We start from the raw sequence: 14,309 nt of genomic DNA on the forward strand, positions 1-14,309 counted from the left end.
CTTAAAAAGGCGGACAAAAATAGCCCAGCCTCAAATGTGCCTTTTTGGTACTTTGAGTAAACAGGTACGGGGTTGAAAAAAATAGCTAAAATTGCGGTAGATGTTAAACACCCCAGGGTCAAAGGGGAATATTCTTATATAATTCCGGAGGAATTAAAAGAAAAAATTAGAATTGGTAGCAGGGTATTGGTGCCTTTTAATAATAAAAAAACCCGGGGATTTGTTGTTGATTTTGAAGAGGAAGAGTTGATAGATGAAAAACTGAGAAATAAATTAAAAAGCATAATCGAAGTAGAAGAGGTAGCAATACCGGAAGCTTTAATAGATCTGGCTAAAAGTCTTTCCGAATACTATGGGGCTTATTTAATTGATTTTTTAAAATTGATGTGTCCAGTAAAAAGTGGACTAAAGAAAACAATAACATATAAGATTAACAGACAATTTACCGATAGCTTGAATTCCGATATTCAAAAAAAAATATATTTATTTTTACTGGATAAGGAAAGAGCTTCCGTCGAGGAAGTATCAAGAGCAACGGGAATAGAAAAAGAAAAAGTGAGAAATGGGCTCAATGCTCTTTATAAGAAAAATGCTGTTTTTAAAGAATACGATGCTGCCAATAGGGCAAAAATTAAATATTCCTTGGGGAATTATAATGACTATAATTTCGATTCTCATGAAATAAATCTTTCAGTAGAGCAAAAAGATGCCGTTAAAACTATTTTAAAAAATTTTGACGAACAAAAAAAACCTGTTCTGTTATTCGGCGTAACGGGCAGCGGAAAGACGGAAGTTTATATAAGAGTGATTGAGGAGGTAATATCAAGAGGCAAAGGCGCCATTATCCTGGTCCCGGAAATTTCCCTGACACCTCAGGTAGTGGATATCTTTGAAAGGAGATTTCCGGGGAAAATCGCGATTTTACACAGCGCACTTACTGATGGAGAAAGATTTGACGAATGGGTAAGAATTTTAAAAGGGGAAGTAAATATTGTTATAGGAGCTCGTTCAGCCATTTTTGCTCCTGTAAAAAATTTAGGAATTATAGTGCTGGACGAAGAGCATGAAACTTCTTATAAGCAATCGGAGTACCCTTTTTACGATGCAAGGATTGTGGCCAGATTGAGAGCAAAAAAAGAGGATTTATTATTAATTTTCGGAAGTGCTACTCCTTCGTTGGAAAGTATATATGAGGTGCAAAGAGGTAATTTCTTGTTAGTAAAAATGAGAAAAAGAATTAATAATAGACCTTTGCCCGCCTTTGAAATTATTGATATGAGGGAAGAATTGAAAAAAGGTAATAAAAGTATTTTCAGCCGCCGTTTGATTGAAGAATTAGAAAATACAGTAGCAAGAAAAGAACAGGCTATTTTGTTTTTAAACCGAAGAGGTTATTCAACTTTTGTTTTATGCAGGGATTGCGGATATGTGGCAAAATGTCCTCATTGTGACATATCCCTGGTTTATCACTTAGAAGATAAATCTTTAAAATGTCATTACTGCGACTTTAAAGTAAAGGCTTTAGAAACATGTCCGAAATGTAAAGGTAATAAAATAGGGTATTACGGAACGGGAACAGAAAAAATCGAGGAGGAAATAAAAAGATTTATTCCGGAAATCAAAACTGTGAGAATTGATGCCGATGTAGTTTCTAAAAAAGGAATGATGTTAAAAGAGAAATTGTTGGAATTCAAAACGGGAAGGGCCAACGTTTTAATAGGGACCCAAACTATCGCAAAAGGCCTTGATTTTCCAAAGGTTTCTTTAATAGGAATAGTTTTGGCAGATATAACATTAAATATTCCTGATTTTCGTTCGGGAGAAAGGACATTTCAGCTTATAACCCAGGTGGCGGGTAGAGCAGGCAGGGGACTTACCGGTGGTAAGGTTCTGATTCAAACCTATTGTCCTGAATCCTATGTTATTAAGGCGGCGGTAAGCTACGATTTAAATAATTTTTTTAAACAGGAACTGAAGAATAGAAAAGAATATAATTATCCCCCTTTCTGTCATCTTTTAAACATAACCCTTTCGGGAACGGATAAGGAGTATGTGGAAAATTTATCCTGGAAAATATGTGAGATGTTAAAAAGTTGTATTGAGGAGGAAGTAGAAATTTTAGGGCCCATACCTGCTCTACGGTTTAAAATTAAAGATAATTTTCGCTACAATATACTTATGAAAAGTAAGAAATATACACCTTTAATTCAAGCCCAAAAACAGCTTAAAGAAATTTCTGTTAATGAGGATAAGGTTAACTTTTCCTGGGATTTAGATCCTTATGAGCTTTTATAGTGATTTTATGGTGAAAATAAATTCAAGAATATTTTAAGGAGGCAAGCCATGGCTTACAGAGAAATAAGAAAATTAGGAGATGACATATTAAGAAAAAAAGCAAGAGAGGTAACTATTTTTGATAATAGGCTCAAGATGCTAATAGAAGATATGGCGGAGACCATGAAAAAAGCAAACGGTATTGGTCTTGCTGCGCCTCAGGTAGGAATATTAAAAAGAGTAATAATAGTGGATATAGGGGAAGGTTTGAACGTTTTTATAAATCCGGAAATTATTGAAATGGATGGTGAAATAATAGATGTGGAAGGTTGTTTGAGCATCCCGGGAGTTTATGGTGAAGTGGCAAGGCCTCAAAGATTAAAGGTGAAGGCAAAGGATGAAAAGGGTTTGGAATTTGAACTTGAGGCAGAGGGTCTATTTGCAAGGGCTATTTGCCATGAGATAGATCATTTAAATGGTGTTTTATTCATAGACAAAGCAAATAATATTATCGAAGAAAAAAAAGGTGATGAATAGATATGAAAATAATTTTCATGGGGACCCCACAATTTGCCGTTCCTTCACTAAATGTTTTGCTGGAAAATAACTACGATGTTATGGCGGTAGTGACTCAACCGGATAAACCAAAAGGGCGAAAACAAATTTTAACTCCACCCGAGGTAAAAGTACAGGCACTAAAATTTAATATTCCCGTTCTGCAGCCTCAAAAGGTAAAACAACCGGATATTGTAAAAAAGTTAGAAGAGTTAAAACCCGATTTAATTGTAGTAGTAGCTTTTGGGCAAATCCTTCCTCAGAGCATATTGAAAATACCTGCTATTGGCTGTATTAATGTACATGCCTCCCTTCTCCCTAAATATAGAGGAGCTGCCCCCATTCAATGGGCAATAATTAATGGGGAAAGGGAAACCGGTGTAACCATAATGTGGATGGATGAGGGAATGGATACCGGTGATATTTTTTTACAGGAGAAGATAGTTATTGAAGATAACTGGACCAGCGAGGATTTATCGATCAGGCTTTCCAATTTGGGAGCGGATCTTTTGTTAAAGAGTCTAAAGGAGATTGAAAGGGGTAATCTTTTAAGAATTCCCCAGGAGGATAAAAAAGCGACATATGCTCCTATTTTAAAAAAGGAACATGGACTAATACACTGGTATAAAAGTGCTAAGGATATATATAATTTAATACGAGGCACATATCCCTGGCCCGGGGCTTATACATTTTTTAAAGGACAGGAAATAAAAATTTGGAAAGCACAATATAGAAAGGATCAAAGCGAAAACCCCGGAAGAATAATTAAAATTCTAAAAAATGAGGGGATTTTGGTGGGTACAGGTGATGGCACCCTATTAATTACTGAACTTCAGGAAACCGGGAGAAAGAGAATGAAAGCATGGGATTATGTTATAGGGCATCCTATCTCAGAAGGTGATGAATTTGGAAATTGAAAAGCGAAAGGTTAATCCCCGGGAGGTTGCACTCAAAGTTATTGAAAAGGTAGAAAAAGGTTCTTATTCTAATTTAGAATTGAATGCTCAATTTAAAAAAGATTTAAGTGAACAGGATAAGAATCTTGCTACGGAGCTCGTTTACGGAGTGATTAAAAATCGCATTCGTATAGATTATATTATTTCAAAGGTATCCAGTATTTCGGTGGGGAAACTTGATAATATTGTTTTAAACATTCTTCGCATCGGCGTTTATCAAATATTATTTCTCGATAAAATTCCTTCCTATGCCGTAGTAAATGAATCGGTGAAACTTGCCAAAAAGTATAGAAAATTTTCTGCGGGATTTGTAAATGCAGTATTAAGAAATGTTATAAGAAAGATAAATGAAATCGAGTACCCCGATGAAAAAAAGGAACCTGAAAGGTTTTTAAGTATATATTACTCTTTTCCAAAGTGGATGATTGCGAGATGGATGGAACTTTACGGTTATGAATTCACAAAGGAACTAATTCAGGCTTTAAATGAAAAGCCAAGACTATGTATCAGGGTAAATACTTTAAAGGTAAGTGTGGATGAACTAAAAACCATTCTTGAGAAAGAAGGGTACGAAGTAAATAAAGGATACTTTATTGATGAAGCATTATATCTTGTGAAGGCTCATAATTTTACCGACTCAGAAAGTTTTATGAAGGGCTATTTTCAACCTCAAGATGAAGGTTCTCTTTTAGTAGTTAGAGCGCTGGGAGTTAACAAAAAAGACAGGGTTTTAGATGCTGCTGCAGCCCCGGGAGGTAAAACCACTTATATTGCTCAACTAATGGAAAACGAGGGACAGATAATTGCATGGGACATACATCCTCATAGATTGGATTTAATTGACAAACTTTGCGAAAAAATGGGTGTTTCCATCGTAAAAACAGAACAAAAGGATGCAGCTATTATCGATGAAAAATATACAGCGTATTTCGATAAGGTCCTGGTAGATGCTCCCTGCAGTGGGCTTGGAGTAATAAAACGCAAGCCCGATATTAAGTGGTCAAAAAAGGCTGAGGATATACTTTTATTAAGAAATGAACAGCTGAAACTTTTGAAAACCTGTTCCAACTATGTAAAACCGGGAGGAGTAATTGTTTACAGCACCTGTACCTTAGAACCCGGTGAAAATGAGGATGTGGTATATTCATTTTTGATGGAAAATAAAGATTTTCAGCTTGATGATTTAAAACCTTTATTGCCCGAAAAATTGCACCCTTATATTAAAAATAAAGGGATTTTGCAAACTTTTCCCCATATTCATGGCATAGATGGCTTTTTCATAGCAAGGATAAAAAGGGTGAAATAATGGAGGATTTATAATGGAGAAAAAAAACCTTAAATCAATGGACCTTAACGAACTTACCGAATATGTAAGAACCCTGGGAGAAAAGGATTTTCGTGCAAGGCAAATCTATAGGTGGATTTACAAGGGAGTATCAGACTTTGAATCAATGAGCGACCTTCCTAAAAACCTGATTGTACAATTAAAAAAATATGCATATATAAGCGAGATAAAAATTTTAAAAAAAGTTGATTCAAAAAAGGATAAGACCTCTAAATATATTTTTCTTTTAGAGGATGGAAATATTATTGAAAGTGTGAAAATGGAATATTCTTATGGAGTCAGCGTATGTGTGTCAAGCCAGGTGGGATGTGCTATGGGGTGCGCTTTTTGCGCATCCACCTTAGGAGGAATAGTAAGAAATTTAGAGGCTTGGGAAATGGTGGATCAAATTCTACAGATTGAAAAACAAATTAATAAAAGAGTGAGCCATGTGGTGGTAATGGGAAGCGGAGAACCTCTTTTAAATTATACAGAATTGATTAAGTTTTTAAGATTATTAAATAACCCCCTTGGCCTCAATATTAGCTTAAGAAAAGTTACTGTTTCCACGTGCGGAATTGTCCCTTATATTTACAAACTTGCCGAGGAAAACATGCCAATAACCCTCTCCATTTCACTTCATGCACCTTTTGATGATTTAAGAAACAAGTTAATGCCCATAAATAGAAAATATAATATCTCCCAATTGCTCGAAGCCTGTAATTTTTATATAATGAAAACTAAAAGGAGAATTAGTTTTGAGTATATTTTAATTTCCGGAGTTAATGATGGAGAAGAGTGTGCTAAAAAACTTGCCGACCTTTTAAGGGGAATGTTATGTCATGTCAATCTGATTCCTTTAAACCCTGTAAAAGAAAAGCTATTTAAAGGTAGCGATCCGAGAGCAATAAGAAGGTTCGAAAAGGTTCTGGAGGAAAATCGTATTCCTATAACTATAAGAGCTAAAATGGGTAGCGACATTGAAGCGGCATGCGGTCAGCTCCGGTGGAGTTTATTAAAAGAGGTGGAAGGATGATATTTTGGGGAATAACTGATAAAGGTAAATTGAGGCCCAATAACGAAGATGCTTTTTTTATGCCGGATAATAATGAAGAACCCTTGGTTTTTATAGTTGCCGATGGTATGGGCGGTCATAATGGCGGAGAAATAGCGAGCAGAATAGCTGTAGACGAGATTTCATCCTATTTATATAACAAGAAAGAAAAACTTTATAAAGAGGATGAAATTAAAGAACTGATTAAAGAGGCTTTTTATTTTGCAAATAAAAAAATACTGGAAAAATCCTATAGTGATTCAGAGTGTTTAGGTATGGGAACTACATCAACCGTAGCGGTTATAGTGCAAAAGAAATTATTTGTAGGACATTTAGGAGATTGCAGGCTTTATATAATTAGAAATCAAAACATTAATCAAATCACAAAAGATCATTCCCTTGTCTGGGAATTAATGGAGCAAGGTAAAATAAACTTTGAAGAAATGAAATTACATCCGATGAAGCATATAATTACAAAAGCTCTGGGGATAGAGGAATTCTCAGATCCTGATATTTTAAAAGTTTATCTGGAAAAAGGTGATGTAATATTAATTTGCAGCGATGGATTGACTTCGATGCTTTCAGATTTGGAAATTAAAGATGTGGTGGAAAAAAACAAAGATCCTGAGGAAATATGCAAAGAATTAGTTAATTTTGCAAACGAAAAAGGTGGATATGACAATATTACTGTTGTTACAATTATCATCGATTATTAAATGGAGATGATAGGTTTATGCTGGGAAGGAAATTGGGTAATAGGTATTTAATACTGGAGGAAATTGGTGGGGGCGGCATGGCGATAGTATATAAAGCCAGATGCACCCTTTTGAATAGATTGGTTGCCGTAAAGGTATTGAGGCCCGAGTATTCTAATGATGATGATTTTGTTATTAGATTTCGGAGAGAGGCACAAGCTGCGGCGAGTTTATCTCACCCTAACATTGTTAGTATATACGATGTGGGTAAGGAAGATGGGATACATTATATTGTAATGGAATACGTAGAGGGTAAAACATTAAAACAAATTATTAAGGAAGAAGGGCCGTTACCCGCTCCGCTGGTACTGGAAATTGCAAGACAAATATGTGATGCTATTGAATGTGCTCATAAGAATAAAATTATTCACAGGGATATCAAACCACATAACGTTATAATTACTCCGGAAGGAAGGGTTAAAGTTACCGATTTTGGTATTGCCCGTGCTATAAACTGCTCTACCATTACAAACAGCGGTGGTATTGTTGGTTCGGTTCACTATTTTTCACCGGAGCAGGCAAAAGGGGATTATACTGACGAAAGGTCGGATATATATTCTTTTGGAGTATTATTGTACGAAGCTTTTACCGGGAAACTGCCCTTTACGGGAGACAGTCCTGTGTCGGTAGCATTAAAACATTTGCAAGAAAAACCGGCATCCATATCTAAAATGCTTTCTGGATTCCCTGATTTTATAGAAGATATCATAAGCAGATGTCTTGAAAAATTACCGGAAAATAGATATCAGACAATTTCGGAGTTAAAAAGAGATATTATTAAAGCACAAAAGAAATTGGAAGAATCGGGCTTTGTTCTTCCTGAATCGGAAAAAACTATGATTTTTAAAGGCATGGAAGAGGGAGAAAAAATAAAAGCTACAGCGAGAAAAATAAATAGAAAAAGGAGTTATTTCCATGTATTCTTAATTTTATCTTCGTTAATTATTTTATTCATTGCGTTCTCTTACTTAGGAATGTATATTGCAAAACAATATTTCGATGTCCCGGAAGTAACCGTTCCAAATGTCATAGGATTATCGGAAGAAGAAGCAGCAAAGAAGTTAGCAGAGAAAAATTTAAAGTATGAGGTAACTGAAAGGATATTTTCCAATGAGCCTGTGGGCGAAGTGGTGGATCAGGACCCAAAAGGGGGAGAAGTAGTAAAAATTAATCATCCGCCTGTAAGCCTTATTGTAAGTAAGGGGCCTCGAACTTTTGAGGTGCCCCGCGTAATAGGGCTTTCCGAAACAGAAGCAATTAATCTTATAACTTCATCTAATTTTAAAGTAGGTCAAATTCAACGGGCTAATTCCTCTGAATATCCTCAAGGAGTAGTAATGGACCAAAATCCAAGAGAAGGGTTACTGTTACCTGAAAATACAGAAATAAATATCACTATAAGCCTTGGGCCCGAAGCAAAGAAGGTAATTATACCCTATCTCATAGGGAAGAGTTTGACCGAAGCTCAAAATGAACTAATAACGGCTAATTTAAGCATCGGGCAAATAAGTTACAAACCTTCTTCCGATTATGAAAAAAACTTCGTTATAGATCAGAATCCTAAAGCGGGTTTGGAAGTAGATAACGGCACTATAGTAAACCTGACGGTAAGCTCGGGTAAAGTAGAAACAAAAAAATTTAATCTATCCATACCGCTACCCCAAAGGGAGGGGGAATTTGCAGTAAAAGTGGTAGTGACCGACGATAAAGGAAAAAGAACTATTTATGAAAACAAACACTCTTCAAAAGACAGTCCGGTAATCGTTCCTGTAGAAGGAACCGGGACTATTGATGTAGAAGTATGGGTAGATGGCGAGTTATGGTATAAAAGTAGTTTTTGAAAAAGATTTACAGGGAGGTATACAGTTGGCGAAAATTGCTCCTTCGATTTTGTCGGCAGACTTTTCTAATCTTGAACAAGAAATAAAAAAGGTAGAAGATTTTGGAGCAGATTTTATTCATATTGATGTAATGGATGGTAATTTTGTACCGAATATAACCCTTGGACCCTGTGTGATAGAAAGTATTAGGAAGGTGACAAATCTTCCTTTTGATGTTCACCTGATGGTCGAAAACCCCGAAAGGTACTTAAAGGATTTCGCGGAAGCGGGAGCTGATATAATAAGCTTTCATCAGGAGGCTACACATCATGTTCATAGAACTATACAGGACATTAAAAAATTGGGGATAAAAGCAGGGGTTGCTATTAACCCTGCAACACCGGTAAGTTTAATCGAAGATATACTGGAAGAAGTGGATTTAATCCTGGTAATGTCAGTGAATCCTGGATTTGGAGGGCAAAGCTTTATAAAAAGCGCATTAAAAAAAATTTCCACGCTGAAACAAATTATTTTAAAAAATAATTATAAAACCTTAATCGAAGTAGATGGTGGAATCAATGAAGATAATGCGGAAAAAATTGTAAAAGCTGGAGCGGATATTTTGGTTGCGGGTTCCGCGATATACAAAAGTTGCGACCCCAAGGGGGTAATAAAAAAATTGAAATTAATATAAATAAATTAATTAATTGTATATTAAAAAAAGTTATCCCGGAAATTTATTTTCCGGGATTTTTAGTGTCAGCGCTTCACGAAGGTGAATATAATATATGTACTGATACATAAATTATGTGGAAAAAGCCCGGGGGTGATCGGGTGTTATGGAACTTTAGATTTAAATATTTCAGGTATAAGAGAATTATAGGTGGTTTTACAATCGGTATTGGAGCTTTACTTTTACTCTTTTTTCTTCCTTCCTGGATTTGGATGTGCTTGATTGGAATGTTATTGATCGGTTTTGGAATGATTATACTGAAAAATTAAAATATGCGGGGGATTAAAATGAGAATATATGTCATTAAAATTCCCAAAAAAATAAGCAATATTGTAAAAAAGGTTATGAAGATTTTTACGAAAAATAAGAATTAGTTTTATGAAAAATAAAAGCGTGCTTAAATTTTAGCACGCTATTATTCTGCCCTCTTTACCTTTCCAGACCTCAGGCAACGGGTACAAACATTTATTCTTTTGGGAGATCCGTTTATAATAGCATTTACCCTTTGGATATTTGGGCGCCACTTTCTTTTTGTTCTAATATGAGAATGGCTAATTTGCATACCTGATTGGGGAGTTTTCCCGCAAATTTCACACTTTGCCATATTATTAACACCTCCTTAATTATGAATATAACTATATATTTAATGACAACAAAGTAATTTTATCATAATGCAAAATTGACTTCAATAATAAGTGACATGTTGTCTTAAAAAAATAATAAAAATATATTATAATTGAAATATGCAAAGGCTATGTTAGAAGGAGGGCCCGTTTTGAAAAATTTAATTAAAACTCCTCTTGGAACAATAAATATTACCCGGGAGGTTATTGCGGTAGTTGCCGGCAATGCAGCTATTGAATGTTATGGACTGGTGGGTATGGTATCCCAAAAAATGAGCGATGGTATTATAGAATTACTTGGAAGGGATAATTTGGGTAAGGGAGTAGAGGTACATATTGATGAAAATAATCTGATTGTTGATATTTACATCGCTGTCCAGTACGGAATTAAAATTAGCGAAGTAGCTCATAATGTTATCGAAAAAGTGCATTATAATTTAAATAAATACCTGGGAATAGTTCCTGACAAAGTAAATGTCATAGTAAAAACCGTACGCGTAAAGTAAAAGGGGGTTTATACATTGCAGCTTGAATACATTGATGCAGAGCTTTTTCGCAGGGCTTTATATTTAGCTTCAAAAAATCTGTCGGATAATCGAAAAATTGTTGATTCATTAAATGTTTATCCCGTTCCGGACGGCGATACGGGGACCAATATGTCGTTGACAATAGAGCAAGCAGTGGAAGAAATGAAAAAGATGCCTGAAAATGACTTAAAAAAATTGGCAGATGCTGCTGCCTGGGGAGCTTTGATGGGAGCCAGGGGCAATTCAGGGGTTATTCTTTCTCAGTTATTCCGGGGTTTTGCTGCCGCTATAGGTTCTGACAAAAAAATTTTAAAAGCTAAGGACCTTGCCAATTCCTTTCAAAAAGGGGTTGAAGAAGCATACAAAGCGATTTTGAAACCTGTAGAGGGAACAATACTTACCGTAGCCAGGGAGATGGCCCAAAAAATGCAGATGGAATCTTCAAAAAACAAAGACATTATAGAAGTGCTGGAAGTAACAATAGAACATGGCAAGAAGGTGCTTGAAAAAACTCCAGAAATGCTGAAGGTATTAAAAGAAGCCGGTGTAGTTGATGCCGGCGGAAAGGGGCTTATATTTCTTGCAGAAGGTTTTTTAAAAGCACTTAAAAACACCGGAGATATAAAGGAAGAATTATTACCTTCTATTGAAAAAGAAAAAATTGATAATAAGATCCAATTCGAAGAAGTTGAGCTAACATTTTTATACTGTACGGAGTTTATAGTGGAAAGCAAAAATCAAATTCCTGTAGAGAGACTTAGAAACTCCCTTATCGAATTGGGTGATTCCCTCATAGTAACTGGAATGGATAATTTGGCCAAGGTACATATTCATACAAACCATCCGGGGAAGGTATTGGAAGAGGCTTTAAGATACGGTGAATTGAGGACCGTCAAAATTGACAATATGAAATTGCAGCATCAAGAATACATTGCGCAAAAAGAACAAAGTACCTCTGAGGAGACAGTAAAAGAAACGTTGATAATCTCGGTGGCATCGGGTGAAGGGATAAAAGAAATATTTAAAACCCTGGGTGCGGATATAATTATTGAAGGCGGGCAAACTATGAATCCCAGTACGGAAAGTATTTTATCAATAATTGAAAACCAAAATGCTAACAATGTAATTTTATTGCCCAATAATAAAAATATAATTTTAACTGCGGAGCAGGTAAAAAAAATAAGCGAAAAAAAGGTATATGTAATACCTACAAAATCATTTCCGCAGGGAATTTCTGCGCTAATGGCCTTTAATCCCGAGGAAGACATAGAGACCAATATAGAAAATATGATGAAAGCTTTTGACAATGCGGTTACTGGAGAAATAACTTTTGCAGTCAGGGATTCTAAATGGAACGGGCATGAGATAAAAGAGGGGAATATTTTGGGCATAGTAGATGGAGAGCTAAAGGTAGTTGGTAGTAACTGTAAAGATGTATTATTACCTATGATTTTTCACATGATAGAAAAAAAGAATGGCAATTTGTTAACTATTTATACGGGGAATGACATTAATGAACAGGAAAAAAATGAAATGAAAGACCTGATAGAAAACAATTTTCCGGATTTAGAGGTTGAAATTTATGAAGGAGGGCAAAATCTTTATTATTATATTCTTTCCTTAGAATAGACGAGAGGTGGTATTTTTGGACCTTAATTTGGATGTTCGCTATTTAAAAGGGGTCGGACCGGCAAGGGCGAAACTTTTAAAAGCCCTTGATATAAAAACCGTTAAAGACCTTTTATTTTTTTTTCCAAGGGACTATATCGATCTCACACCAGTGAAATTGAAGGAAGCGATAGAAGATCAAAAGACCACTTTTTTTCTTGAGGTGAAGGAACCGGGGCAAGATCTAATAACCAGAAGCGGTATTGTATTAACGAAAATTCCTGTGACGGATGGGGAAAACAATGCAAATTTGGTTTTTTTTAATCAGCCTTATATTAAAAGTAATCTATTCAAAAATGAAAAATTAATAGTTATTGGAAAATTAAGGAAGAATTTTGGCGAATATGAAATACTAAGTCCTCAGTATTATAAGGTGAAGGAAGATATAAAAAAAATAAATAAAATTTTACCGGTATATTCCCTTACCAGGGGATTAACCCAGAAAAATTTGCAAAAAATAATAGAAGGAGCTTTTAGGGATTATTATTTATTACTGAAAAGCGAAGAAATATTACCTCAATTTATAACGCAAAAATACGATTTAATGCCCAAGGCAAAAGCTGTTTATGAAATGCATTTTCCAAAAAACTGGGATAGTCTTAAAAAGGCAAAAGACAGTCTCGCCTTTGAAGAATTATTAATCTTTCAAATGGGGATGAGAGCTACTAAGGAATATCTCCTCGGAAAAAAGAGGAGCAATATATATAGGGATTTTAATCTCAGCCCTTTTTTAAATAACCTTCCATTTAAATTAACCAGGGGACAAAAAAGGGTTTTAAAAGAAATTCTTCAGGATCTAAATAGTGAGAAAGTAATGAACAGGCTTTTACAGGGGGATGTAGGCTCGGGAAAAACAGTTGTAGCAGCTTCCATTATTTACCTTGCATATAAAAACGGATATCAAAGTGCATTTATGGCTCCTACCGAAATTTTAGCCCAACAGCATTATGAAAATTTAAATAAATTCTTAAATCCTTTTGGAACTAAAGTAGAAATATTGAAAGGGAATATGGGTGCTAAGAGAAAAGAAATATTAGAAAAGATTAAAAAAAATCAAATCAGTGTGGTTGTCGGTACCCATGCTCTTTTACAGGAAGATGTGGAATTTGCTAATCTCGGACTTGTTATAACAGATGAGCAACACCGGTTTGGTGTCAGGCAAAGGGAAGAATTAGTAAAAAAGGGATTCTATCCCGACGTAATGGTAATGAGTGCTACGCCCATACCAAGAACCTTAGCTCTTACTTTATATGCGGATCTTGACATTTCGATAATTAATGAAATGCCTAAGGGTAGAAAAAAAATTGCTACATATTTGGTAAATAGCGAATTAAAACATAGAGTGTATAAATTTATGATTTCCGAAGTTGAAAAAGGCCATCAGGTATATATTATCTGTCCGGCTGTAGAAAAAAATAATTTTGGTCTTTTAAGTGTTGAAGAAAAATACGATGAAATAGTTAAGGAATTTCCTGATTTAAAAGTAGGCATTCTTCACGGAAAACTAAAAAATGCGGAAAAGGACAAAGTCATGGAAGATTTTTTATCAAAAAAAATTCAGGTACTTATTAGTACCACAGTTGTAGAAGTAGGAGTTGATGTTCCAAACGCTACTTTGATTATTATTGAAAATGCAGAAAGATTTGGACTTGCCCAGTTACATCAATTAAGAGGGAGAGTTGGCAGAGGAAATTTAGATTCGTGCTGTATATTGATCACCGATTCCCGGGAAGAGGATGCGAGAGAAAGATTAAAAGTACTTTTGAAAACGTCCGATGGTTTTGAAATCGCGCAAAAAGATTTGGAATTGAGAGGTCCCGGAGAATTCTTAGGAGAAAAACAGCATGGACTTCCGGAGTTTAAATTTGCAGGATACATAAATAATTTGAAAATGATAGAGGAGACGAAAAAACTGGCTGATTTCATTTACGATAAGGGTTTGATTAAGACTAAGGAGTTTGAAAAAATAAGAGAAATAGTATCCGAGAGAATAAGACATTTATAAAAAAATTCAGAAAAA

At 35.2% G+C, this 14,309-nt stretch carries 13 protein-coding genes; 12 read left to right on the top strand and 1 reads right to left on the bottom strand.

All coding sequences use genetic code 11. The features are described 5' to 3' along the window. The first annotated feature begins 72 nt into the window (after nt 1-72). The 9 genes from priA to ATZ99_RS11835 all read left to right on the top strand — a co-directional run bounded on the left by priA (nt 73) and on the right by ATZ99_RS11835 (nt 9,740). Nucleotides 73-2,295 (top strand): replication restart helicase PriA, encoded by a 2,223-nt coding sequence (gene priA / locus ATZ99_RS04950; protein WP_068748130.1) that lies wholly within the window; start codon nt 73-75, stop codon nt 2,293-2,295. Between the two features lie 48 nt (nt 2,296-2,343). Beyond that, nucleotides 2,344-2,811, top strand: a complete 468-nt coding sequence (def, locus tag ATZ99_RS04955; protein ID WP_068748131.1) for a peptide deformylase — start codon at nt 2,344-2,346, stop codon at nt 2,809-2,811. A 2-nt stretch (nt 2,812-2,813) separates the two neighbouring features. Continuing rightward, the gene (gene fmt / locus ATZ99_RS04960; RefSeq protein WP_068748132.1) at nt 2,814-3,746 is read left to right on the top strand and encodes a methionyl-tRNA formyltransferase; all 933 of its coding nucleotides are present in this window, start codon (nt 2,814-2,816) and stop codon (nt 3,744-3,746) included. Beyond that, nucleotides 3,736-5,091 carry a 16S rRNA (cytosine(967)-C(5))-methyltransferase RsmB gene (gene rsmB / locus ATZ99_RS04965; RefSeq protein ID WP_245641310.1) on the top strand — a complete coding sequence of 452 codons (1,356 nt, stop codon included), beginning with the start codon at nt 3,736-3,738 and terminating at the stop codon, nt 5,089-5,091. The genes fmt and rsmB overlap by 11 nt, the downstream gene beginning before the upstream one ends. Before the next feature lie 13 nt (nt 5,092-5,104). Continuing rightward, a complete protein-coding gene (gene rlmN, locus ATZ99_RS04970) occupies nt 5,105-6,145 on the top strand; it encodes a dual-specificity RNA methyltransferase RlmN (RefSeq protein ID WP_068748134.1) in 1,041 nt (346 codons plus the stop codon). Next, the gene (locus ATZ99_RS04975; RefSeq protein ID WP_068748135.1) at nt 6,142-6,879 is read left to right on the top strand and encodes a Stp1/IreP family PP2C-type Ser/Thr phosphatase; all 738 of its coding nucleotides are present in this window, start codon (nt 6,142-6,144) and stop codon (nt 6,877-6,879) included. The genes rlmN and ATZ99_RS04975 overlap by 4 nt, the downstream gene beginning before the upstream one ends. Nucleotides 6,880-6,896: 17 nt before the next feature. Next, nucleotides 6,897-8,759, top strand: coding sequence for a Stk1 family PASTA domain-containing Ser/Thr kinase (pknB, locus tag ATZ99_RS04980; RefSeq protein WP_068748136.1), 1,863 nt, complete (start codon nt 6,897-6,899; stop codon nt 8,757-8,759). Between the two features lie 25 nt (nt 8,760-8,784). Next, nucleotides 8,785-9,432, top strand: coding sequence for a ribulose-phosphate 3-epimerase (gene rpe / locus ATZ99_RS04985; RefSeq protein ID WP_068748207.1), 648 nt, complete (start codon nt 8,785-8,787; stop codon nt 9,430-9,432). Nucleotides 9,433-9,572: 140 nt separating this feature from the next. Further along, entirely contained in the window at nt 9,573-9,740 is a 168-nt protein-coding gene (locus ATZ99_RS11835) for a hypothetical protein (RefSeq protein ID WP_157074717.1), read from the top strand. A 146-nt stretch (nt 9,741-9,886) separates the two neighbouring features. On the opposite strand, the gene rpmB is transcribed toward ATZ99_RS11835, so the two are convergent. Continuing rightward, the gene (rpmB, locus tag ATZ99_RS04990; RefSeq protein ID WP_068748137.1) at nt 9,887-10,075 is read right to left on the bottom strand and encodes a 50S ribosomal protein L28; all 189 of its coding nucleotides are present in this window, start codon (nt 10,073-10,075) and stop codon (nt 9,887-9,889) included. Between the two features lie 171 nt (nt 10,076-10,246). On the opposite strand from rpmB, the gene ATZ99_RS04995 reads away from it, so the two are divergent. Genes ATZ99_RS04995 through recG form a run of 3 tightly spaced genes read left to right on the top strand, consistent with a single transcriptional unit; the run spans nt 10,247 to nt 14,294 of the window. Then, complete coding sequence (locus ATZ99_RS04995; protein ID WP_245641311.1) at nt 10,247-10,600, top strand: Asp23/Gls24 family envelope stress response protein; 354 nt, start codon at nt 10,247-10,249, stop codon at nt 10,598-10,600. 15 nt (nt 10,601-10,615) lie between these two features. After that, the gene (locus ATZ99_RS05000) at nt 10,616-12,250 is read left to right on the top strand and encodes a DAK2 domain-containing protein (RefSeq protein WP_068748138.1); all 1,635 of its coding nucleotides are present in this window, start codon (nt 10,616-10,618) and stop codon (nt 12,248-12,250) included. Nucleotides 12,251-12,257: 7 nt separating this feature from the next. Beyond that, a complete protein-coding gene (recG, locus tag ATZ99_RS05005; RefSeq protein WP_245641312.1) occupies nt 12,258-14,294 on the top strand; it encodes an ATP-dependent DNA helicase RecG in 2,037 nt (678 codons plus the stop codon). The last annotated feature ends 15 nt before the right edge of the window (nt 14,295-14,309 follow it).

This window comes from Thermovenabulum gondwanense (assembly GCF_001601575.1).
Lineage (GTDB): Bacteria > Bacillota > Thermosediminibacteria > Thermosediminibacterales > Thermosediminibacteraceae > Thermovenabulum > Thermovenabulum gondwanense.